Raw genomic sequence first — 23,695 nt, forward strand, 5'->3', positions numbered from 1 at the left:
GCCGGCGGCGGCCGACGAAGCGGGCGCGGCGGCCGGCGCGGCGGCAGCCTGCTCGGCGGCCTTGGGAGCTTCGGCGGGCGCGGTGGCGGCAGCGGCGGCCTTGCCGGCGGTGTCGATACGGGCCAACACTTCGCCGGAGGTGACGGTGCTGCCATCGCCCTTGACGATTTCAGCCAGCACGCCCGAGGCGGGAGCCGGCACTTCCAGGACGACCTTGTCGGTTTCGACTTCGATCAGGATTTCGTCCGCTTCAACGGCAGCGCCCGGCTGCTTCTTCCAGGTCAGCAGCGTCGCTTCGGAGACGGATTCGGAGAGTTGGGGGACGACGACGTCGGTAATAGCCATTTTGTTTGTTCCGTAGAGGTTTGTGTTCTGATCGCGCGGCGCGGCAAGCTTCGAAAAAGATCTCTGAAACCTGCCGCGCGCAGCGCGCGCATCAAGCGAGGGTTACTTCGTCAACATGACCTTGAACTTGGGCGCGAAAGCCGATTCGATCAGGGCCTTCTGCTGCTCCTGGTGCTTGGCCAGGTAGCCCACCGCCGGCGAAGCCGACGCGGCGCGGCCGGCATAACCCAGCTTCTGGCCTTCGACCATGTTCTCGTACACGTGATGCTGAATGTAGAACCACGGACCCTGGTTTTGCGGCTCGTCCTGAACCCAGAGGACCTCGGTTGCCTTCGGGTACTTGCGCAGCTCCGTCTCGAAAGCCTTGTGCGCGAACGGATACAGCTGTTCGACGCGGATGATCGCGACGTTGTCGGCGCCACGCTCGCGGCGGGCATTGACCAGATCGTAGTAGACCTTGCCCGAGCAAGCCAGCACGCGCTTGACCTTGGCGGCGTCGATGGCCTCGTCGACCTCGCCGATGACCGGGCGGAAGCTGCCGCCGGCCAGATCGGTCAGGGGCGAGCCGGCATCCTTGTTGCGCAGCAGCGACTTCGGCGTGAACAGCACGAGCGGCTTGCGGAACGGGCGGATCATCTGGCGGCGCAACACGTGGAAGATCTGCGACGCGGACGTCGGCTGGACCACCTGCATGTTGTTGTCGGCGCACAGTTGGAGGAAGCGCTCGATCCGGCCCGAGGAGTGCTCGGGGCCCTGGCCTTCGTAGCCGTGCGGCAACATCAGGGTCAGGCCCGACTGGCGGCCCCACTTGGCTTCGCCGGAGCTGATGAACTGGTCGATGACGACCTGAGCGCCGTTGACGAAGTCGCCGAACTGGCCTTCCCAGATGGTCAGCGTGTTGGGTTCGGCGCTGGAGTAGCCGTATTCAAAGCCCAGCACCGCTTCTTCGGACAGCACGGAGTCGATCACGGTGAACGGGGCCTGGCCTTCCGAGACGTTCTGCAGCGGAATGAAGGTGCCGTCGTTCCAGCGTTCGCGGTTCTGGTCGTGCAGCACGGCATGGCGGTGCGTGAACGTGCCGCGGCCGGAGTCCTGGCCGGTGATGCGGATGGCGTAGCCCGAGGACACCAGGGTGGCGAAAGCCAGATGCTCGCCCATGCCCCAGTCCAGGTTCATTTCGCCCTTGGCCATGTTGCGGCGGTCGTTCAGCAGCTTCGCGACCAGCGGGTGCACTGTGAAGCCTTCCGGCACCGTGGTGATACGTTCGCCGATGCGCTTGAGCTCGGCCAGCGGCACGGCGGTGTCGGCCTGGTCCGTCCACTTGGCGCCCAGGAACGGCGACCAGTCGATCGCGTACTTGCTCTTGTAGTCGGTCAGCACCGGCTCGATGGTGCGCTGGCCGTCTTCCATGAGCTGGCGGTAGTCCTTGACCAGCTGGTCGGCCTCGCCTTCGGCCAGCACGCCTTGCGTGGTCAGCTTGTCGGCGTACAGCTTGCGCGTGCCGGGGTGGTGGCCGATGCGCTTGTACATCAGGGGCTGCGTCAGCGACGGGGTGTCTTGCTCGTTGTGGCCCAGCTTGCGGAAGCAGACGATGTCCACGACGATGTCGTGGCGGAACTGCTGGCGGTAGTCCAGGGCCAGCTTGGTCACGAACACGACGGCTTCGGGATCGTCGCCGTTGACGTGGAACACGGGCGCTTCGATCATCTTGGCCACGTCGGTGCAATACAGCGTCGAACGCGTATCGCGGGGGTCGGACGTGGTGAAGCCGATCTGGTTGTTGATGACGATATGCAGCGTGCCGCCCGTGCCGTAGCCGCGGGTCTGGGCCAGGTTCAGGGTCTCCATGACCACGCCCTGGCCGGCGAAGGCCGCGTCGCCGTGCACCAGCACCGGCAGCACTTGCTTGCCTTCGGCGTCGCCGCGGCGTTCCTGGCGGGCGCGGACGCTGCCTTCGACCACCGGGTTGACGATTTCCAGGTGGGACGGGTTGAACGCCAGCGACAGGTGGACCGGGCCGCCACGGGTGGACAGGTCGCTCGAGAAGCCGTTGTGGTACTTCACGTCGCCGTCGGTCAGGCCTTCGGCGTGCTTGCCTTCGAACTCGGCGAACAGGTCGCCGGGCATCTTGCCCATGATGTTCACGAGCAGGTTCAGGCGGCCGCGGTGGGCCATGCCGACCACGATTTCCTGGACGCCGTTTTCACCGGCATGGTTCACCACTTCGTCCATCGAGGCGATGAAGCTTTCGCCGCCTTCCAGCGAGAAGCGCTTCTGGCCGACGTACTTGGTGTGCAGGAAGCGCTCGAGGCCTTCGGACTCGGTCAGCTGCTGCAGGATGTGGCGCTTTTCTTCGGCCGTATAGGTAGGCGCGCCCAGGGTGGTTTCCAGGCGTTCCTGGATCCAGCGCTTGGCGGCGGGGTCGGAGATATGCGTGAATTCGGTACCGATGCTGCGGCAGTAGGTGTCGCGCAGCGCCTTCAGGATGTCGCGCAGCGTCATGGTGCTGGCGGTCGTGAAGTAGGTGTTGGTGGCGGAGTAGGTCTGGTCCAGATCCGCTTCGGTCAGGCCGTAGAAGGCCGGATCGAGTTCGGGGATCGGCGGACGTTCCTGGCGCTTGAGCGGATCCAGGTCGGCCCAGCGCGAGCCCAGCGAGCGGTAGGCGGCGATCAGCGATTGCACCGAGACCTGCTTGCTAGCGACGCTCAGGTCGGGTTCGGCCGCGCGTTGCACGAAGGCATTGGCCTTGGCGCGCTGGGCGAACGATTCGACGATGGGGGCGTGGGCCTGGTCGCGAGTGGACTCCTGGCCATCGGTCGCGGGAGCGTGCTGCAGCTGGTCGAAATATTCGCGCCAGTTGTCAGGTACCGAACCGGGGTTATCGAGGTAGGCTTCGTAAAGCTCCTCGACATACGGGGCGTTACCCCCGAATAAATAAGACGTGGATAGAGATTCCAATTCCGAAGACATATCGCTTCACCTTTACGAGTGCTTCACTCGACACGATGCAGGAAAACCTTCCGCGACACGGGCTTCCCGGTTAGCGGATAGCAGGGGCAGAAGGCGCGTACAAGCCTTGAAAGCCGTATGGCCGAGAGTATAACCCTTTGAGTTTATGGGCGTCTTCTGGCGTTTGCGTGACGCAAAAGCGCATAGGGAATGCCTTCATGCGGCGTTGGAATGTCCAGCGAACCCCGTCCATTGCGCCGTCTACGCGTCATCAATTTCCGCTAATCCAAAATGCGGCGGCGCGTCATTTTTTATGCGGCGCAAAACAAGTGTTGCGCATTTGCCTCGATCAGACCGGCAACTCGGTCGTCGACAGGATCTCTTTCAGGACGAAAAACGTGCGGATCTGGCGCACGCCTGGAAGTTTGATGATCTCGCCCGCGTGCAGCTTGTTGAAGCGTTCCAGGTCGCGGATGCGCAGCATCAGGAAGTAGTCGAACTCCCCCGCCACCAGGTGGCATTCCAGGCAGCCGCTGATGCCGCGCGCGGCCGCTTCGAAATCGGTGAAGGACTCGGGCGTGGAGCGGTCCAGCACCACCCCCACGATAACCAGTGTTGCCATGTCGACCTCGGCCGGCTCGAGCAGGGCGACGGTCTTCCTGATGATGCCCTCGCCCTTCAGCTTTTCCACGCGGCGCAGGCAGGCGGCCGGGCTCAGGTGGACGCGCGCGCTCAGTTCCAGGTTGGTGATCTGGGCGTCCTGCTGCAGTACCCGCAGGATCTGACGGTCGATGCGATCCAGGCTGGAAATAGCGGCCATTTAATACGTCCCTGAAAATTAAATTTCAATATTTATCGTTCTGACTGAATAATAAATCTTCATTTTTCCGTTTCAATAATATTAATCATATTTAACTTAAAAAATACGCAATTGACCAAACATCCCGGCAATTCCTATGATTTTTCCATCCGAGCCCCCCCCGGCCGGCACGGCCAGACTCAACAGGAGCCAGCATGGATCTGCAACGATTTCCCCGCTATCGCCTGACCTTCGGCGACACCCCGATCGAAAAACTCGACCGCCTGTCCGCGCACCTGGGCGGCAAGGTCGAGATCTACGCCAAACGCGAAGACTGCAACAGCGGCCTGGCCTTCGGCGGCAACAAGCTGCGCAAGCTCGAATACCTGATCCCCCAGGCCCTGGAACAGGGCTGCGACACGCTGGTCACGATCGGCGGCATCCAGTCCAACCACACCCGCATGGTGGCCGCGGTGGCCGCCAAGCTGGGGCTCGCCTGCGTGCTGGTGCAGGAAAACTGGGTGGACTATTCGGACGCGGTGTATGACCGGGTCGGCAACATCATGATGAGCCGCCTGATGGGCGCCGATGTGCGCCTGGTAGACCAGGGGTTCGACATTGGCTTCCGGCGCAGCTGGGAAAATGCGCTGGATGAAGTGAAGCGGCGCGGCGGCAAGCCTTATGCCATTCCGGCCGGCGCATCGGACCATGAACTGGGCGGCCTGGGCTACGTGGGGTTCGCCGAGGAAGTGCGGCGCCAGGAAGCCGAACTGGGATTCCAGTTCGACTACATCGTCGTGTGCGCCGTCACCGGCAGCACGCAGGCCGGCATGGTGGTGGGCTTCGCCGCCGACGGGCGGGCGAACCGCGTCATCGGTATCGACGCCTCCGCGACCCCGGAACAGACACGGGCGCAGATCCTGCGCATCGCGCGGCGCACCGCCGATATGGTGGGGCTGGACAGGGCCATCGCCGACGAAGACGTGGTGCTGGACACCCGCTACGCCTATCCGGCCTACGGCCTGCCGTCGGCCGAAACCAACGAGGCCATCCGCCTTTGCGCGCGGCTGGAAGGCATGATGACCGACCCGGTCTACGAGGGCAAATCCATGCAGGGCATGATGGATATCGTCCGCCGCGGCGAAATCCCCGCCGGCTCGCGGGTCCTGTATGCGCACCTGGGAGGGGTGCCGGCGATCAACGCCTACAGCTTTCTGTACCGCAACGGATAACAGCGCCTACGGTCCCCTGGCCTGGCCCTGCGGCGATCTGCGCTGACCGGGAGGATCGCCCCCCCGGCAGCTTCCCGGGCTTGCCGCCCTGACGATCAGCGCCCATGATGCATGAATGACCCAGCCCCGCCGGCGTCTCCCTCCGGCGGGGCGCAGTGCGTCCGGGCAGCCGATGCCCCGGAGGCGCCACTATTTGCGGCGCCTGTAGCGCCGAGCCCGGCCCATCCAAATTATGTACATAATTTGTATACAAAACTACGGTTTCCGACTATGGTGCAGGTCATCATGAGATTGCCCGTCAACTTCGCGCCGGCCGCTCCGCGCCCAGACTCTTCGCCCGCCCGTCCATGAGCACCTACGATTCCACCCGCCCCTATCCGCGCGACCTGATCGGCTACGGCCGCACCCCGCCGCACGCCCGCTGGCCCGGACAGGCCCGCATTGCCGTGCAGTTCGTGCTGAATTACGAGGAAGGCGGCGAGAACAGCGTTCTGCACGGAGATGCCGGGTCCGAACAATTCCTGTCCGAGATGTTCAACCCCGCCAGCTACCCCGAGCGCCATCTCAGCATGGAAGGTATCTACGAATACGGCTCCAGGGCGGGGGTGTGGCGCATCCTGCGGGAATTCGAAAAACGGGAATTGCCCTTGACCGTGTTTGGCGTCGGCATGGCCTTGCAGCGGCATCCCGAGGTTGCATCGGCCTTCGTCGAGCTGGGCCACGAGATCGCATGCCATGGCTGGCGCTGGATCCACTACCAGCACGTGGACGAAGCCACCGAGCGCGAGCACCTGCGCCTGGGCATGGACGCCATCACGCAGCTGACCGGCACCCGCCCCCTGGGCTGGTACACCGGCCGCGACAGCCCACGTACCCGCAGGCTCGTCGCCGACTACGGCGGTTTCGAATACGACAGCGATTACTACGGCGACGACCTGCCCTTCTGGATGCAAGTGCGGAAGACGGACGGCAGCACCGTTCCGCAGTTGATCGTGCCCTATACGCTGGACTGCAACGACATGCGCTTCGCGCTGCCGCAAGGCTATTCGCATGCCGATCCGTTCTTCCAGTACCTGAAAGACAGTTTCGACACGCTCTACGCCGAAGGCGACGAGGCCCCCAAGATGATGAGCATCGGCATGCACTGCCGCCTGCTGGGACGGCCCGGCCGCATCACCGCGCTGCAGCGCTTCCTGGATCACATCGCCCGCCACGACCGCGTCTGGGTCTGCCGCCGGATCGATATCGCGCGCCACTGGACGGCGACGCACCCCTACCTCTCCCACGCCTGAACAGGACGGTCATGGCCTACACCCTAGCCCAACTCAACTCGGTCCCGCCCGCCGAGGCCGCCGCCATGCTCGACGGCTTATACGAGCGTGCGCCCTGGATCGCCGGCCGGGCGCTGCAATCCCGCCCGTTCCGCTCCCTGGCCGACCTGCGGCAGCGCATGCGTCAGGCGGTGGACGAAGCGGACGCCGACGCCCGGCTTGCGCTCGTGCGCGCCCATCCCGAGCTGGCCGCCCCCGCGCAACAAGGCCCGACGCTCAGCGAAGCATCGGTCCGCGAACAGAATCTGGCCGGCCTGGCGCAAGGAACGGCGGCCGAACTTTCCCGCCTGCGCGAGCTGGATGCCGTCTACGGCGCCAAATTCGGCTTCCCCTTCGTCCTGGCCGTACGCGGCCCGCGCGGAGCCGGGCTGGCGCTCAGGCAGGTGCTCGACGAATTCGAGCGCCGCCTGGACAACCCGCCCGACGTCGAACTCCAAGAAGCGCTGCATCACCTCCACCGCATCGCCGAGCTCCGCTTGCAGGACAAGTTCGGCGACGCCCCCGCCCTGGGCAACGATATCTGGGACTGGGGGGAACAGCTTGCCGTCCACAGCGACCCGGGCTATGCGGAAAAAGGCCTGTTGACCGTCACCTACCTGACCGACGCGCACCGCGCCTGCGCGCAGCTGCTGTCGCAGTGGATGCGCGAGTGCGGCTTCGACGAGGTCGGCATCGACGCCGTGGGCAACGTGGTGGGCCGGTACCTGGCCGACCGCCCCGATGCCCCCACCCTGCTGACGGGCAGCCACTACGACACGGTGCGCAACGCCGGCAAGTACGACGGGCGGCTGGGCATCTTCGTGCCAATGGCCTGCGTGCGCGAACTGCACCGGCGCGGCCAGCGCCTGCCTTACCACCTGGAAGTCATCGGTTTCGCGGAAGAGGAAGGCCAGCGCTACCGCGCCACCTTCCTGGGCTCGGGCGCCCTGATCGGCGGCTTCCGGCTCGAATGGCTGGACCAAAAAGACGCGGACGGCATCAGCATGCGAGACGCGATGGCCCATGCCGGCCTGCGCGCCGAAGACATCCCCGCCCTGCGCCGGGATCCCGCCCGCTACCTGGGCTTTGTCGAAATCCATATCGAGCAAGGTCCCGTGCTCTATGAGATGGGCTTGCCGCTGGCCGTCGTCACCTCAATCAACGGCTGCCTCCGCTACCAGGTCCAGGTCTCGGGCATGGCCTGCCACGCCGGCACCACCCCGATGGACCGGCGCCGCGACGCCGCCGCGGCCGCGGCCGAGATGGTCCTGTATGTGGAAAAGCGCGCCGCACAGGATGGCGATTCGGTGGGTACCGTGGGCATGCTGGAAGTGCCCAGCGGCTCGATCAACGTGGTGCCCGGCGAATGCCGCTTCAGCCTGGACCTGCGCGCGCCCAGCGACGCGCAGCGCGATGCGCTGGCCCGCGACGTGCTGGCCGAGCTCGACGCCGTCTGCCAGCGCCGCGGCCTGCGATTCACATTGGAAGAAACGATGCGCGCCGCGGCGGCGCCCAGCGCCCCCGCCTGGCAGCGGCGCTGGGAACAGGCCGTCGACGCGCTGGGGCTGCCGGTCCACCGCATGCCCAGCGGAGCCGGGCACGATGCCATGAAGCTGCATGAAGTCATGCCGCAGGCCATGCTGTTCGTGCGCGGCCAGAACGCCGGGATCAGCCACAACCCCCGCGAATCCACCACCAGCGACGACATCCAGCTCGCCGCGCTTGCCATGCTGCAGCTGCTCGACTCGCTCGCCAACGATACGAAATGACGACCATGACCGACTACTCCCGCCTCGACGCCTGGATCGACGACCACTTTGATGAAGAAGTCCGTTTCCTCCAGGAACTGGTGCGCGTGCCCACCGACACGCCTCCCGGCAACAACGCCCCGCATGCCGAGCGCACGGCCGAACTGCTGCAAGGCTTCGGCCTGTCGGCGGAGTCCCACCCCGTGCCGGCCCAGGCGGTCCAGGACTACGGGCTCGAATCCATCACCAACCTCATCGTCCGGCGCGAATACGGCGCGGAAGGCCCGCGCATCGCGCTGAACGCCCACGGCGACGTGGTGCCTCCCGGCGAAGGCTGGCAGCACGATCCCTACGGCGGCGAGATCGACAACGGCAGCCTATACGGCCGTGCGGCCGCCGTCAGCAAGAGCGACTTCGCGAGCTACACCTTTGCGCTGCGCGCGCTCGAAGCCGTGGCCAAGCCCGGCCGCGGCGCGGTCGAACTGCACTTCACCTACGACGAGGAATTCGGCGGTCTGCTGGGGCCGGGCTGGCTGCTCTCGCAAGGCTTGACCAAACCCGACCTGCTGATCGCAGCGGGCTTCAGCTACGAGGTCGTGACCGCGCACAACGGCTGCCTGCAGATGGAGGTGACCGTGCACGGCAAGATGGCGCACGCCGCCATTCCCGCCACCGGCGTGGACGCGCTGCAGGCCACGGTCAGGATCCTCGACGCGCTGTATGCGCAGAACGCGCATTACCGGAACATCCGGTCCCAGGTGCCGGGCATCAGCCATCCCTACCTGAACATCGGCCGTATCGAAGGCGGCACCAATACCAACGTGGTTCCGGGCAAGGTCGTGTTCAAGCTCGACCGGCGCATGATCCCCGAGGAAAACGCCGCGGAGGTCGAGGCCGACATCCGCCGGATCATCGCGGACGCCGCCGCGGCCCAGCCCGGCATCACGGTGGACATCAAGCGCCTGCTGCTGGCGAATTCGATGCGTCCGCTGCCGGGCAGCCAGCCGCTGGCGCAGGCCATCCAGAAGCATGGACAGGAATTGTTCGGCGAGCCCATACCCGCCATGGGCACCCCGCTCTACACCGATGTGCGCCTGTACGCCGAAGCCGGCATCCCCGGCGTGATCTACGGGGCGGGGCCGCGCAGCGTGCTGGAATCGCACGCCAAGCGCAACGACGAGCGCGTGGTGCTGGAAGACCTGCGGCGCGCCACCAAGGTGATCGCCCGCACGCTGGCGGACCTGCTAGCGCCGGCTTGAGGCGGGAACACCCCCGCGCAGGGCACGCCCTGCCCCAAGTGTCTGACACCCGTACGGCAAGGCGCTCAAGCTTGAAGCAACGCTTCCCGGGTGTCTGACACGATGTGTGTGAGTGTCAGACACTGCCACGGCCAGGCTCCTGCCGCGGCCCGGCCCCTCGCATCGACGATGCGCAAGCGCGCTACGCCAGCTTCAACACCCGCCGCCAGAACAGCACCGCCACGAACACGAAAACCGCCAGCCCAAGATACGACGCCGTCCGCGCGAAGTCCTCGCCGGCGATCGCCAGCGGGGCCTCGGTGCCGGCCGCGCCGATGATGGCGGCCATCAGCACCCCGACCAGGCTCTCTCCCACGATCAGGCCGGATGCGATCAGCACGCCGCGCCGGTTCGGCGCGTCGGCGAACTGCTCGTAGGGCTGGCCGGCCTGCGCCGCGCGGCGGCGCAGGGTGCGTTCGAGCAGCCACGCAAGGACCGCGCCCGCCACGATGGGCGCCGCGACGGTCGGCGGCAGGTAAATGCCGATGCCTACCGCCAGCACCGGAATCCGCGCCACGCGGCAGGTGCGCTTCATGGCCTGGTCCACCAGGATCAGGCCCACGCCGACCGCCATGCCGATCAGGATCATCGTCCAGTTGAGCTGGTGCGTGAAGATGCCGCGCGCGATCGCCAGCATCAGCGTCGCCTGCGGCGCCGACAGGGCTTGCGCCGGATCCATGCCTGCGCGCGGCATCGAGTCGGCAAAACCATAGGCGTTGTAAAGCAGTTCCAGCACCGGTGAAATCACCGCTGCGCCCGCCACGCAGCCGATCAGCAGGGCCACCTGCTGGCGCCACGGCGTCGCGCCCACGAGCCAGCCGGTCTTCAGGTCCTGCAGGTTGTCGTTGGAAATGGAGGCCACCGCCACCACCGCGGACGTGCTGAAGATCGACAGCGCAATGGCCATCTGCACACCGTTCTCTACGCTCAGCAACTCGCCGCCCAGCGTCAGCATCAGCAGCGACACCAGCACGATGGCGACGATGCCCACGCCCGAGATCGGGCTCGTGGACGAACCCACCAGCCCGGCCATGTAGCCGCAGGCGGCGGCCACCAGGAAACCGAACACGAAGGCGAACAGCACGGCGTAAGCCACCAGCTTCCAGATCGCGGCGGCCGACAGCGGCGCGCCCGAGAGGAACACCTGGAAAGTCACGACCAGGACGGCCACCAGCACCAGCGTGACCGCCGAGATCCAGCCGGCCGACAGGTCGCGCTCGGTGCGCGGGGTGCTCCCCGCGCGCGCCGCGCCCGCCTTGCTCAGCGCGGCGAACGAGGCCTTCACGCCGCGCGCCATCGGCATGAAGAGCGTCGCCAGCGTCCAGATGGCGCCCACGCCGATCACGCCGGCGCCAATGAAGCGCACTTGCGAAGACCATAGGCCGGTCGCGTACTTCGCCAGCGACGCGCCCGCGGGCATATCGCCCATGGCGCTCAGAATGGGCACCGCGATCCCCCAGGAAATGACCAGCCCGGTCAGCATGGCCAGGCCCGCGACGATGCCGATGAGGTAGCCCGCGCCCAGCAGCGCCAGCGAAAAGCCCATGGGCAGGCGGAACACCGCGCCGCCCAGCGCGAACCAGCCGCTGACGCTGTCGCCCAGTACCCGCAGGCCGCTGGCCGCGAAGCTGACCACGGCGGCGGCCAGGCCGCCGGCGACGATATCGCCCATGCCCGTCGCGGTTTTGGCCGGCGCCCGCCCGGCATCCTCGGCGGCATCCTGGGCGCGCTCCGCGCTGCCCACCCGCAGGATTTCGGCGGCCGCTACGCCCTCCGGATACGGCAGATCGCTCTGCACCACCATCACGTGGCGCAGCGGAATGGTGAACATCACACCCAGCATCCCGCCTGCCGCGCAGATACCCAGCGTCTGCCAGAACGGAAAGCCTTGCCAATGCCCCATCATGACCAGGGCCGGCAGGATGAAAATGATGGAGGACAGCGTGCCGGCCGCCGAAGCCTGCGTCTGCACCATATTGTTTTCCAGGATGTTCGCGTCCTTGAACAGGCGCAGGACGGACATCGAGATCACCGCGGCGGGGATGGCGGACGAAAACGTCAGGCCCACCTTCAGCCCCAGGAAAACATTGGAGGCCGTGAAGATGATGGTGATCAGGGCGCCCAGCAGGACGCCGCGGAACGTCAGTTCCGGCAACGTGACGTCTGCGGGGACGCGGGTGGGTTGGGTCATGGGAATCTCCCTGTCTGCTAGCCGCGAATTCTAGCGCCTCGCCGGCGCAGGCCCCGGAGGCGGTCATCGGGCAATTCGGCGGCATAAGCTGCCGCCGGCAATCCGTCCTGCAAAAGATTATGCTGAAACCGGCGCGATTCCGCCAAAATTTCGATCACCCATGCCAGGGGCAAGGGTCTAGCATGGGCGTTAAACCAGGAGACAACACCACTATGCGCGACGCCAGCACCCTCCGTCCCGGGCAGGACACGGAACACGACCTCGACCCCGCCGAAACCGCCGAATGGCGCGACGCCCTGCAGTCGCTGGTCCAGGTAGAAGGCGCCGGACGGGCGGGCTATGTGCTGGACAATCTCCTGGGCCACGCGGCATCGATGGGCCTGCGCGCCAGGAGCCAGACCCGCACTGCCTATCTGAATACCATCCCCGCCGACCAGGAACCGCCCTTTCCCGGCAACCTGGCGGTCGAGGAACGCATCGCCCGCATCAACCGCTGGAACGCGCTGGCCATGGTGGTGCGCGCCAATCAGGCGCACGGCGAGCTGGGCGGCCACATCGCCAGCTATGCCTCGGCCGCGGACCTGTTCGAAGTGGGTTTCAACCATTTCTTCCGGGCCCGTACCGCCGAAGGCCCCGGCGACCTGGTCTACATGCAGCCGCATTCGGCGCCGGGCGTGTACGCCCGGGCCTACCTGGAAGGCTTCCTCGGCGAAGACGAGCTGGCGCATTTCCGGCAGGAAATCACCGCCACGGCCCGCGGCCTGCGCGGGCTGTCCTCCTATCCGCACCCGTGGCTGATGCCGGATTTCTGGCAGTTCCCCACGGGTTCGATGGGCATCGGCCCCATCAACGCCATCTACCAGGCGCGCTTCATGCGCTATCTGGAACACCGTTCGCTGGTGCCCGGCGGCGACCGCAAGGTCTGGGGCATCTTCGGCGACGGCGAAATGGACGAACCCGAATCCATCGCCGCGCTGACGCTGGCCGCGCGCGAAAAGCTCGACAACCTGGTCTTCGTGGTCAACTGCAACCTGCAGCGGCTGGACGGCCCGGTGCGCGGCAACGGCCGCATCATCGACGAACTCGAAACGCTGTACGCCGGCGCCGGCTGGAACGTCATCAAGCTGGTCTGGGGCAGCGACTGGGACGCCCTCTTGCGGCGCGACACGGGCGGCGCGCTGGCCCGCGCCTTCGCCAGCACCGTGGACGGGCAGTTCCAGACTTTCGCCGCCAACGACGGCGCCTTCAACCGCGCCCACTTCTTTAACCAGAATCCCGAACTGGCCGCGCTGGTGGCCGACTGGACCGACGACGCCATCGACCGCTTGCACCGAGGCGGCCACGACATGGTGAAGATCCACGCCGCATACCATCGCGCCGTGCGCCATCGGGGCCAGCCGACCGTCATCCTGGCGCAGACCAAGAAGGGCTTCGGCATGGGCTCGGCCGGCCAGGGCAAGATGACCACCCACCAGCAGAAGAAGCTGGACGACGAGGCGCTGCTGGCCTTCCGCGACCGCTTCGCGCTGCCGATCTCGGACGCCGACTGCCTTGCGCTGAAGTTCTACCGGCCCGCCGAGGACAGCGCCGAACTACGGCACCTGCAGGCTCGCCGCGCGGCGCTGGGCGGGCACATTCCCCGCCGCAGCACCGAGGCCCCGCGCCTGGCGCCTCCCGAAGCCGAGCACTGGGCGCGCTTCGCGCTGGCCGCGGACGGCAAGGAAATGTCCTCGACCATGGCCATCGTGCGCATGCTGACCGCGCTGCTCAAAGACGCCACAGTGGGCCCGCGCATTGTGCCCATCGTCGCGGACGAGGCCCGCACGTTCGGCATGGCCAACCTGTTCCGGCAGATCGGCATCTATTCGGCCCAGGGCCAGCTCTACGAGCCCGAGGACATCGGCTCGGTGCTGTACTACCGCGAGGCCCGCGACGGCCAGATCCTGGAAGAAGGCATTACCGAGGCGGGCGCGATCTCCTCATGGACCGCCGCCGGCACCAGCTACTCGGTCAATGGGCTGCCAATGCTGCCCTTCTATATCTATTACTCGATGTTCGGGTTCCAGCGCATCGGCGACCTCATCTGGGCGGCCGCCGACCAGCGCACGCGCGGCTTCCTCATCGGCGCCACGTCCGGCAGGACCACGCTGGGCGGCGAAGGGCTGCAGCACCAGGACGGCTCCAGCCATATCATGGCCGCCGCCGTCCCCAACTGCCGCGCCTATGACCCCGCCTACGCCTACGAAGTCGCCGTCATCGTCGAGCACGGCATGCGCCGCATGCTCGACGAGCAGCGCGACGAGTTCTACTACCTGACCGTCACCAACGAAAACCTGGCGCAGCCGGACATGCCGGCGGATGCCGGCGCGCGCGAAGGCATCCTGCGGGGCATGTACCGCCTGCGCCCCGCGCGCGGCCAGGCCCAGGTGCGCCTGCTCGGCGCCGGCCCGATGCTGAGGGAGGCCGAAATGGCCGCCGAGCGGCTGCTGACCGACCACGGCGTGGACGCCGAGGTCTGGAGCGTAACCAGCTTCTCCGAGCTGGCCCGGGACGGCCGTGAGGCCGAACGCGCCCGCGTGCTGGGGCTGGAAACCGCCGCCGCCGATTGGGTGCTGACCTGCCTGGGCGGCAGCGACGCGCCGGTGATCGCGGCCACCGACTACGTGCGCGCCGTGCCCGAGCAGATCCGCGCCTGGGTGCCGGCGTCCTACCGCACGCTGGGCACCGACGGATTCGGCCGCAGCGACACCCGCGCCCAGCTGCGGGACTTCTTCGAAGTCAGCGCCGACTGGATCGTGCTGTATGCGCTGGACAGCCTGGGCCGGCAGGACGACGCCCGGGCGCTGCGCGCCCGTCTCGACGCGGCCTCCCGCCCAACCCCTCCCTGGGAACGCTAGAAACCGCCGGGCGCGCGGCCCCCTTGCGGAAACCCGCGCGTTCGCTGCACTGCAACAACCAAGCGTCCGCGCTTTCTGGTGAAATACGGGTGTTCCCAAGCATTGCCAAATAAAACGGCGGGCCGCGAGCCCGCCTTTTGCAGTCCGTTTTCTTTTTCTGTTTTACGCCCCAGAGGCCTGTATCCCATGGACGAAACTCTCACCAAACTGGCGTTGGACTACCACGCCTACCCCACTCCGGGCAAAATCTCGGTTACGCCTACCAAGACCCTGGCCAACCAGGATGACCTGTCCCTGGCCTACTCCCCGGGTGTGGCAGCCGCCTGCATGGCCATCTTCGACCAGGGCGACGACGCCGCCTCGAAGTACACGTCGCGCGGCAACCTGGTGGGCGTGATCACCAACGGCACCGCCGTGCTGGGCCTGGGCAACATCGGCCCGCTGGCCGCCAAGCCCGTCATGGAAGGCAAGGGCTGCCTGTTCAAGAAGTTCGCCGGCATCGACGTGTTCGACATCGAACTGGCCGAGAACGACCCGGACAAGCTGGTCGACATCATCGCGGCGCTGGAACCCACGCTGGGCGGCGTCAACCTCGAAGACATCAAGGCGCCCGAGTGCTTCTACATCGAAAAGAAGCTGCGCGAGCGCATGAAGATCCCCGTCTTCCACGACGACCAGCACGGCACCGCCATCATTTCGTCGGCCGCGATCCTGAACGGCCTGAAGGTCGTGGGCAAGGACATCGGCTCGGTCAAGCTGGCCTGCTCGGGCGCCGGCGCGGCCGCCATCGCCTGCCTGGACCTGCTGGTCCACCTCGGCGTCAAGCGCGAGAACATCTATGTGGTGGATTCCCGCGGCGTGATCTGGGACGGCCGCGATGAAAACATGGAAGCCAACAAGAAGCGCTACGCGCAGAAGACCGACGCGCGCACGCTGGCCGACGTGGTCAACGGCGCCGACGTGTTCCTGGGCTGCTCGACCGCCGGCGTGCTGACCGCCGACATGGTCAAGACCATGGCCGCCAGCCCGCTGATCCTGGCCCTGGCCAACCCGGAACCCGAAATCCGCCCCGAAGTCGCCAAGGCGGCGCGCCCCGACTGCATCATCGCCACCGGCCGTTCGGACTATCCGAACCAGGTCAACAACGTGCTGTGCTTCCCGTTCATCTTCCGCGGCGCCATGGACGCCGGCGCTTCGCGCATCACGGAAGAAATGAAGCTGGCCTGCGTAAAGGCCATCGCCGAACTGGCGCAAGCCGAGCAGAACGATGAAGTGGCGCGTGCCTATGCCGGCCAGGAGCTCTCGTTCGGCCCGGATTACATCATTCCCAAGCCGTTCGACCCGCGCCTGATCGTCCAGATCGCCCCGGCAGTCGCCCAGGCCGCGGCCGACTCCGGCGTGGCCGCGCGCCCCATCGAAGACATCGAAGCCTATCGCCAGAAGCTGATGGGCTTCGTGTACCACTCCGGCCAGCTGATGCGTCCGCTGTTCGCCCAGGCCAAGAAGGCGCCCAAGCGCGTCATCTACGCCGACGGCGAAGACGAACGCGTGCTGCGCGCCGTGCAGACCGTCAGCGACGAGAAGCTGGCCTTCCCGATCCTGGTCGGTCGTCCGTCCGTGATCGAGATGCGCATCAAGAAGTTCGGCCTGCGCCTGACCGTCGGCCAGGATTTCGAGATCGTGGATCCCGAAGACGACAGCCGCTTCAACGAAACCTGGAGCGCCTACTACCAGCTCAAGGGCCGCGAAGGCGTAACTCCGGCCATCGCCAAGGCGATGATCCGCAAGCACAACACGCTGATCGGTGCGATGCTGCTGCGCCGCGGCGACGCCGACGCGCTGCTGTGCGGCGTGGCCAGCAAGTACGACAACCAGCTCAAGTACGTCGACGAAATCATCGGACGCAAGGAAGGCCAGACGTACGCCGCCCTGAACGTGCTGATGCTGCCCGATCAGACGCTGTTCGTCACCGACACCCACGTCAACGAAAACCCGACGTCGGAAGAAGTGGCCAACATCACGATCCAGGCCGCCGATGAAATGCTGCGCTTTGGCGTGGTGCCGAAGATCGCCCTGCTGTCGCACTCCAACTTCGGCAGCCGCTCGACGGACTCGTCGCGCAAGATGGCCGCCGCCAGCCAGTTGGTGCGTGACCGCGCGCCCGACCTGGAAGTCGACGGCGAAATGCATGCCGACGCCGCCCTGTCGGAAAAGATCCGCATGGTCGCCTACCCGGACAGCACGCTGAAGGGCCGCGCGAACCTGCTGGTCATGCCGAACCTGGACACCGGCAATATCACGTACAACATGCTGAAGATGACCGGCAGCAACGGTATCGCGATGGGCCCGATCCTGTTGGGCGCGGCGCGCCCCGTGCACATCCTGACCACCAGCGCCACCGTGCGCCGCATCGTCAACATGACGGCCCTGGCCGTGGTGGACGCGCAGCAGGAAGCCGCCGAGGCCGCCAAGAAGCGCCGTTGATCGACCGGTTCGGGCGCCCGCGGCGCCCGGCATGCAAAGCGCCCCTCGGGGCGCTTTTTTCTTGGCGGTTCGGCGGGTGATGGTACAACCATGCTTGTCCCGCCTTTCTGGAGCCGACATGCTGCAAGACGCCCTGCTCGCCTGGTTTCACTACCTGGCCATTTTCGTGCTCGTAGTCATCATGACGGCCGAAGCCGTCCTGCTGCGCCCCGGCCTGGCGCCCGACACAGTTCGCCGCCTGGCCCTGTACGACCGCTTCTTCGGCGTGTCGGCGGTGGCCGTGCTGGTCACCGGCGTGCTGCGCCTCATGCTCGGCGCCAAGGGCGCGGCGTTCTACATGGCCAACCCCTGGTTCCATGCCAAGATCGCGCTCTTCGTCGTGATCGCCCTCTGTTCGATCCCGCCCACCCTCGCCTTCATCCGCTGGCGCAAGCAGGCCGCCACGCAACCGGGCTTCGTGCCGCCGGAAGCCGACATCCGCCGCGCGCGCCGCTGGGTGATGATCGAATCCCACCTGTTCATTTTCCTGCCGCTGTTCGCGGTGCTGATGGCGCGCGGCATCGGCATGTAGTGCCCAGTCCCCCTTGAGGCCGGCGCGTTCAAGAGGGGCAGCGCACCGACGCCTGCGGCGGCGCCCCTTCCACCTCGATGGTGGCGAACAGCATCACGCCCGCTTCCGCGTTCGGCAACGTGGCCAGCACCTCCCCGTCGCCACGCTGCATCACCGACATGCCTGCGGGCAGTTCCTCGCCATCCTCGCGCGTTGCCACCATCCCGTGGTCCGGGCTGAATATCCAGGCGCCCGGCAGGCGCTCGTTCAGCGGATACCCCGTGGACTGCACGCGCGTGCCCGCCGGATAGCGGTAAGGCCCCAGCTGCAGCGGGCAGGCCAGCGCACCGCTCGCCACTCCCAGCAGCCGCAGCTCGTCATCCAGGCGCAGCCCCGGACGTCCCAGCAAGATCCCGGACACGGCCAAAGGCTCGGGCGAATCGACGCTGACGTACCAGCGCAACGGCTCCACGTGTCCGTTGGTGAATGTCTGCCCCTCCCTTGCCTGGACTTCGGCGCCGGCGGGCAGCTCGACCTCGCCCACGCGGTTGCCGGCCGCCAGCGTGCAGGATTCGAACTCAGTCCGCGCGCCCTCGTCCTTGACGTCGAATTCCACCTTCTGCGTGGTATCGCACAGCCAGCCCGCCACCCGCTGGACGCCTGTGCCCCTGATATCCAGGGTGTGCGGGTAGCTGCCGGTTTCCTCGTAGGTCTTCGGGTCGTACCCGGTGCGCAGATACCGCAGGATGTGCGTCGCCTGCATGCCGAATGCCTGCACCGGCGCGTCGAACGTTGCCTCCGTGTAGCGCTCGAGCTGTTCCTCCCGCTCCAGCACCAGGCGCGTGCCGGCCGGCATGGACACGCCGCCGAGCGTTTGCGGCTGCTGCAGCGTCACGCGCCGCGCCGCCTCCCGCCGGGCGTACTCGCGCCCTATCGTCCAGCGCATGTATTCGAAGGAAAGATAGAAAGCCGACACGGCGGCCAGCACGAGCAGCAGGATGCCGTGAAGCCACGGGCCGCGCGCGAACCGCTGCCTTGCCCCGCGGCTGAACGCCAGCACCGCCAGCCATCCCAGCAAGGCCAGGCCCGTGAGCTGGGAAATGAACAGGAAGATGAAAAACTCTGCCGAGGGCAGTGAAATCGGAATCATGGCGGCGATGATACGCGAACCGCCGCCTCGGCCCGGATGCCGATAGGCCCTATTACCGGCCGTTCAGGTGAAATGATCCAGGACGGATTCGTCGGTCAATTCGTCGGGTTGCAAGGCCCGCTTGATGGTGCCCTTGTGTATCAGCAGCACGCGGTCCGACAGCTGGCGAATGAAATCGATGTTCTGCTCCACCAGCACGATCGCCAGCCCCAGGCGCTCGCGGATGTCTTTCAGCTTGTCCACGATTTCATCGATGATGGAAGGCTGTATACCCTCGGTGGGTTCGTCGAGCAGCAGCAGCCTCGGCCGCGCGACCAGGGCCCGCGCCAGCGCCAGCAGTTGCTGTTCCCCACCGCTGAGCGCACCGCCGGGACGCCCCGCCAATGGCTTCAGGCGCGGGTATTCATTCAGGATTTCTTCGACATCCATGCTCCGCCCGGGGTTCGCCTTGGCTGAAAAACGGAGGTTGTCCAGCACCGACAAGCCTGGAAAAATGCCCCGTCCCTGCGGCACATAGCCCATGCCCATCCGGGCGCGCATGTGGGATGGCAAGCGGGTGATGTCCGTGTCCTGCAAACGTGTGGCGCCTGCCGTCGCCGGCAGCACGCCCATCAGCGTCTTCAGCAACGTGGACTTCCCCATGCCGTTGTGGCCGAGCACGCCCAGGAATTCCGCCTCGGCGACGTGGAACTGGACGCCCTCCAGAACCGGAATGCGGCCGTAGCCGGAAGACAGATTGTTGACTGTCAGCAAGTTCATGCGCCGCGCCCCCGTCCCAAATAGACATCGCGTACCTGCGGATCGGCGATGATCTGCTCAAACGAGCCTTCCGTCAGGATGCCGCCTTGATGAAACACGGTGACCTTGCGCGCGATCTTGCCGATAAAGGCCATGTCGTGCTCGACCACCACCACGGCCGCCCGCGCATTCAGCTCGTGTATCAGGTCCGCCATGCGCTGGGTTTCCTCGTCGCTCATTCCGGCCGCCGGCTCGTCGAGCAGGATGACCTTCGGATCGCGCGCCACGACCATGCCGATTTCCACCCACTGCCGCTGGCCGTGGGCCAGTTCGCCCACCAGCTTGCGGGAAACGCCCTCCAGCCCGAGACGGGTCTTTATCTGCTCGGCCCGGTCGAGCGCCTTGCGGGAACCGCAGGCGCTCCAGGCAGCCAGCCACAGGTTCTCGTCCACGGTCAGCCCGTCCAGCACGGTCGGCACCTGGTTCTTGATACCCATGCCCCGCTTGGCGATAGCGTGCTGCTGCGCATGCCGGATGCTGCGTCCGTCGAACAGGATGTCTCCCTCCGAGGGCGCGAGTTGGCCGCTGAGCAACTTGAAGAACGTGCTCTTGCCGGCGCCGTTAGGCCCGATCAGGCACCTCAGCTCGCCCCGGCGCAAGACGAAATCGATATTGCCCAGCGCCTTGACGCCGCCGAAGCGTTTGCCCACGCCCCGGGCCTCCAGAATAATGTCTCGGTCCGTCATCGCTCGCCTCCCGTGCGCCGCTGCGGCACAAGACGGGCAATCAGGCTCTGGCACGCCGGCGCCAATCCCTGCGGAAACAACAGCACGCAGACGATCAATATGAATCCCAGCGCCAGCGTGACCTGGCCGACGCCCACCGTGCCCAGCCAGGTGGTGAGGTACTGGATGAGCAGCGTGCCGATGATCGGCCCCACCAGGATGGAGCGCCCGCCGACGATTACCCAGATGACCACCATCGCGGCCTGATTGAGGCTGAACATCTCCGGGCCGACGAAGCTCCCCCACAGCGCGTACAGGCCTCCGGCCAGGCCGGCCAGCCCGCCGGCGATGACGAAGGCCATCAGCTTGTACAGCCGGCTGTCGTACCCCAGCAACTCCATGCGCTTGTCGTTTTCCCGCAGCCCCACCAGCACGCGTCCCGTCGGGCTGGCCAGGAACAGGCGGATGCCCACATACGCCAAGGCCAGGAAGAACAAGGCCAGGTAGAAAATGCCTTCGATGGATTGCAGGTCGAGCGGCCCGATCCGCAGAGGCAGGCCCGGCACGCCAGGTATGCCGTTCTGCCCGTTGAGCCGCACGGCGCCGATGACGTATTCGGGTCCCGAGGTGGCGCGCACGCCCTTCTCGAAGATCAGCGTAACGACCAGCGTGATGACGCTCAGGTAGATATCGCTGATCCGGCCGAACATCATGAAATAGCCCAGCAGTACCGCGAAGAGCATGGGCACGATGGCCGCCAGTGCGAATGCCGCCAAGGGCAGATCGGTGTTCAGGCTGAACAAGGCATAGGCATAGCCGCCAAGGCCGAAGAAAATCGTCTGGCCGAAGCTCAGGATCCCGACGTAGCCCCACAGCAGCCCCATGCTCAGCGCCAGCAGAGACAGGATCATCACCAGCGACAAGTCCAGCTGAAGCGCCGTGTCGCCATACAAGGGCACAACCAGCATCAGCGCCACGCAAACGCCCACCGATGCCCACCAGGGCCATCGGGGCCGGCGTCCGGCATGCGCGTCGAAACTCATGGAAAACGTATGGCTGCTCATGCTACATACCTCGCTTCATTCTGCCTGTGATGCCCAAGGGGAGCATGCGCAGTAGGAGGACCGCCGCGATCAACATGCTGACCTCGCCCAGAACCGAGCTGTAGGCATAGGACACCACGCCGTCGATCGCGCCGAACAGGGATGAGGCCGCGCTCGCGCCCACCAGAGGCAGGTGGCCGCCGACGATGACCGTGATGAACGCCTTGGCCACGAAAAATCCGCCCATGGCGGGGCTCACTCCGGTCAACGGCGCCAGCGCCGCGCCGGCCAGCCCCGCCAGGCAGGAACCCAGCCCGAACGTGGCCATGTATACGCGGTCTCGATCCACTCCCAGGCAAGCGGCCATCTCCGACGCCTGCATGGTTCCGCGCACGATCAGGCCCGCCTTGGTCCGAACCGCCAGCCACCAGCACAGCGCGACCAGCGAGAAGGAAAACGCGCAGATCGCCAGGTTGTAGGAAGAGACGCTCATGCCACCCAGGCTGACGTTGGCGAAGTCCGTCGACATTCCCATGCTGGATGCGCCGAACACGGTGGTGGCCGCGCCGACGAACAACAGCGACAACCCCCAGGTGGCCAACAGCGTGTCGACCATCCGTCCGTAGAGGAAGCGGATGACGAGCCGCTCGACCACGATGCCAGCAACGCCCGCGGCCACCCCGCCCGCCAGCACGCCCAGCCACAGCGGCGCGCCGGCGTTGGCGGACAGCACGCACGCGTATCCCCCCACCATCATGAACTCGCCATGGGCCAGGTTGATGACCTTCATCATGCCGAATATCACCGCCAGCCCCAGGCTGATCAGCAACATCAGGGAGATCGAAAATACGACTAGGTAAAGACCGGTGTATAGCGATGTCACGCGGCTCTCCGAAGCGGATGGTTAACGTCCGCCAGGGCCGCCGCTACGCCGACGGCCCTGGCGCTCCCGGCATCTAGAGCTTGGGCTCGTATTGCCTGGTGTCGTCGGGGTTGCGCCTCAGGTCGCATACCGCCTGCGTATCGGTGGGCTGGCGCTGGGGGAACGACTTGACCACGTCGAAACCCTTGTCCTTGTTGCCGATGGCGATATGGATATCCATGATGACGTGATTGGACTGCTCATCGATGGAGTACAGGCCGCCGGGGCCGTCATACCGGGTCCCCGGCAAGGCGGCGATGACCTTGTCCGGTTCCACGCTGCCGGCGCGCCGGACGGCTTCAGCCCAAAGCATCATGCCGCGGTAGCCGTACTCTCCATATTCGCCGATGTAGCCCGATTCCCCGGTGAAGTCTGCGAAGCGCTTCACGAATTTCCTGGCCGCGTCGGTGGGCAGCGTGTCGATGAAGGACGCGGCGATGATGGTGCCGTCGTTCTCCTGCGCGCTGAGCATGGAGTTCTCCCTGGCGGCGCCGTACACCGTGCCGACCAGCGTCATGTTCTTCTTGCCTATGGTCGATTCGAACTGGCGGTAGAAACTCATGTGGGCATCGCCGACCAGCGCGGACCACACGGCATCGGGCTTGGCTGCCTGGATGCGGCTGAGCGCCGGCGCGAAGTTGGTCACGTCCAGGGGAAAGAACTCGACGGCCACGTCCTTGCCGCCCTTTTCCCGGATGAACTTCTGCAACCACTTGCTGGTGATCTGGCCATAGTTGTAGTCGGCCGCCAGGATGTAGTGCGTCTTGGCGTTGCGCTCTTTGATCACATAGTCGACCAGCGGATCCAGTTCCTGCCCCGGGACCATGCCGGGGCACACGTGGCGGCGATCGCACACGCCGCCTTCGTACAGGGCATTGTAGAAATACAGCCCCTTGAAGCGCTGCACGATCGGCCTGACGACTTCGCGCGCGGAACTGGCGACGGCACCGTGGATGACGTCGGCCTTGTCGCGGACGAAAGCCTGGGTCGCGTATTGCGAATAGAGCCGGTTGCTGGACTGCGTGTCGTAGAAACTGACCTCCACCTTCCGGCCCAGCAAGCCGCCCGACGCATTAATTTCGTCGGCCGCCATGGCTACCGCCTTGATCTGCTTCAGGCAGTAGTTGTTCAGGACGCCGGTCTTGTCCAGCAGGTTGGCCACTTTGATCGGCTTGGACGAATCGATTTGCGCCTGCGCGAGCAGATCGAAGCTGCTGGCGTACGCAAGCACGCCGGCCGCGGTTTTGATGAAACCCCGTCGATTGAGGGACATGGACACTCCTTCGTTGAATTGCCCGCGCTGGCGCTTCCCGC

General features: G+C 66.0%; 17 protein-coding genes. 7 read left to right on the plus strand and 10 right to left on the minus strand.

Features of this window, described 5'->3' with window-relative positions; translation table 11 throughout:
* From AGI3411_RS28955 to AGI3411_RS28965, 3 genes are all read right to left on the minus strand, one after another.
* The coding region (locus tag AGI3411_RS28955) for a biotin/lipoyl-containing protein (RefSeq protein WP_341867930.1) at positions 1 to 345 on the minus strand (345 nt) is incomplete at its 3' end.
* A 102-nt stretch (positions 346 to 447) separates the two neighbouring features.
* Positions 448 to 3,315, minus strand: coding sequence for a 2-oxoglutarate dehydrogenase E1 component (locus AGI3411_RS28960; RefSeq protein ID WP_129530752.1), 2,868 nt, complete (start codon positions 3,313 to 3,315; stop codon positions 448 to 450).
* Between the two features lie 328 nt (positions 3,316 to 3,643).
* Positions 3,644 to 4,114 carry an Lrp/AsnC family transcriptional regulator gene (locus AGI3411_RS28965; RefSeq protein ID WP_129530753.1) on the minus strand — a complete coding sequence of 157 codons (471 nt, stop codon included), beginning with the start codon at positions 4,112 to 4,114 and terminating at the stop codon, positions 3,644 to 3,646.
* Between the two features lie 194 nt (positions 4,115 to 4,308).
* Between AGI3411_RS28965 and AGI3411_RS28970 the strand changes: the two genes are divergently transcribed.
* The 4 genes from AGI3411_RS28970 (at position 4,309) to AGI3411_RS28985 (ending at position 9,642) form a co-directional block, all read left to right on the plus strand.
* The gene (locus AGI3411_RS28970; protein ID WP_129530754.1) at positions 4,309 to 5,325 is read left to right on the plus strand and encodes a 1-aminocyclopropane-1-carboxylate deaminase; all 1,017 of its coding nucleotides are present in this window, start codon (positions 4,309 to 4,311) and stop codon (positions 5,323 to 5,325) included.
* A 347-nt stretch (positions 5,326 to 5,672) separates the two neighbouring features.
* On the plus strand, positions 5,673 to 6,617 hold the full coding sequence (gene puuE, locus AGI3411_RS28975) for an allantoinase PuuE (protein WP_129530755.1): 945 nt from the start codon (positions 5,673 to 5,675) through the stop codon (positions 6,615 to 6,617).
* Positions 6,618 to 6,628: 11 nt separating this feature from the next.
* Complete coding sequence (uraD, locus tag AGI3411_RS28980) at positions 6,629 to 8,404, plus strand: 2-oxo-4-hydroxy-4-carboxy-5-ureidoimidazoline decarboxylase (RefSeq protein WP_129530756.1); 1,776 nt, start codon at positions 6,629 to 6,631, stop codon at positions 8,402 to 8,404.
* A gap of 5 nt (positions 8,405 to 8,409) precedes the next feature.
* Positions 8,410 to 9,642 (plus strand): M20 family metallopeptidase, encoded by a 1,233-nt coding sequence (locus AGI3411_RS28985; RefSeq protein WP_129530771.1) that lies wholly within the window; start codon positions 8,410 to 8,412, stop codon positions 9,640 to 9,642.
* 181 nt (positions 9,643 to 9,823) lie between these two features.
* Here the strand turns inward: AGI3411_RS28985 and AGI3411_RS28990 are convergent, their stop codons facing one another.
* Positions 9,824 to 11,872 carry an OPT family oligopeptide transporter gene (locus AGI3411_RS28990; protein ID WP_129530757.1) on the minus strand — a complete coding sequence of 683 codons (2,049 nt, stop codon included), beginning with the start codon at positions 11,870 to 11,872 and terminating at the stop codon, positions 9,824 to 9,826.
* A 212-nt stretch (positions 11,873 to 12,084) separates the two neighbouring features.
* Here AGI3411_RS28990 and mdeB point away from each other — a divergent pair, with 212 nt between their 5' ends.
* The 3 genes from mdeB to AGI3411_RS29005 all read left to right on the plus strand — a co-directional run bounded on the left by mdeB (position 12,085) and on the right by AGI3411_RS29005 (position 17,824).
* Positions 12,085 to 14,769 (plus strand): alpha-ketoglutarate dehydrogenase, encoded by a 2,685-nt coding sequence (gene mdeB, locus AGI3411_RS28995; RefSeq protein ID WP_129530758.1) that lies wholly within the window; start codon positions 12,085 to 12,087, stop codon positions 14,767 to 14,769.
* A gap of 186 nt (positions 14,770 to 14,955) precedes the next feature.
* On the plus strand, positions 14,956 to 17,253 hold the full coding sequence (locus tag AGI3411_RS29000; protein ID WP_129530759.1) for an NADP-dependent malic enzyme: 2,298 nt from the start codon (positions 14,956 to 14,958) through the stop codon (positions 17,251 to 17,253).
* Positions 17,254 to 17,371: 118 nt separating this feature from the next.
* On the plus strand, positions 17,372 to 17,824 hold the full coding sequence (locus tag AGI3411_RS29005) for a DUF2214 family protein (protein ID WP_088446009.1): 453 nt from the start codon (positions 17,372 to 17,374) through the stop codon (positions 17,822 to 17,824).
* Between the two features lie 28 nt (positions 17,825 to 17,852).
* Here AGI3411_RS29005 and AGI3411_RS29010 read toward each other — a convergent pair whose 3' ends face one another.
* From AGI3411_RS29010 to AGI3411_RS29035, 6 genes are all read right to left on the minus strand, one after another.
* Positions 17,853 to 18,953: a hypothetical protein gene (locus tag AGI3411_RS29010; protein ID WP_129530760.1), complete on the minus strand. Its 1,101-nt coding sequence runs from the start codon at positions 18,951 to 18,953 to the stop codon at positions 17,853 to 17,855.
* A gap of 63 nt (positions 18,954 to 19,016) precedes the next feature.
* Positions 19,017 to 19,712 (minus strand): ABC transporter ATP-binding protein, encoded by a 696-nt coding sequence (locus tag AGI3411_RS29015; protein WP_244240480.1) that lies wholly within the window; start codon positions 19,710 to 19,712, stop codon positions 19,017 to 19,019.
* Entirely contained in the window at positions 19,709 to 20,437 is a 729-nt protein-coding gene (locus tag AGI3411_RS29020; RefSeq protein WP_129530761.1) for an ATP-binding cassette domain-containing protein, read from the minus strand. The genes AGI3411_RS29015 and AGI3411_RS29020 overlap by 4 nt, the downstream gene beginning before the upstream one ends.
* The gene (locus AGI3411_RS29025) at positions 20,434 to 21,480 is read right to left on the minus strand and encodes a branched-chain amino acid ABC transporter permease (RefSeq protein WP_129530762.1); all 1,047 of its coding nucleotides are present in this window, start codon (positions 21,478 to 21,480) and stop codon (positions 20,434 to 20,436) included. The genes AGI3411_RS29020 and AGI3411_RS29025 overlap by 4 nt, the downstream gene beginning before the upstream one ends.
* Before the next feature lies 1 nt (position 21,481).
* The gene (locus tag AGI3411_RS29030) at positions 21,482 to 22,342 is read right to left on the minus strand and encodes an ABC transporter permease subunit (protein WP_244240481.1); all 861 of its coding nucleotides are present in this window, start codon (positions 22,340 to 22,342) and stop codon (positions 21,482 to 21,484) included.
* A gap of 73 nt (positions 22,343 to 22,415) precedes the next feature.
* Positions 22,416 to 23,654, minus strand: coding sequence for an ABC transporter substrate-binding protein (locus AGI3411_RS29035; protein ID WP_129530763.1), 1,239 nt, complete (start codon positions 23,652 to 23,654; stop codon positions 22,416 to 22,418).
* Positions 23,655 to 23,695 lie beyond the last annotated feature (41 nt).

The sequence above is a fragment of the Achromobacter agilis genome (genome assembly GCF_900496965.1).
Classification (GTDB): domain Bacteria; phylum Pseudomonadota; class Gammaproteobacteria; order Burkholderiales; family Burkholderiaceae_B; genus Achromobacter; species Achromobacter agilis.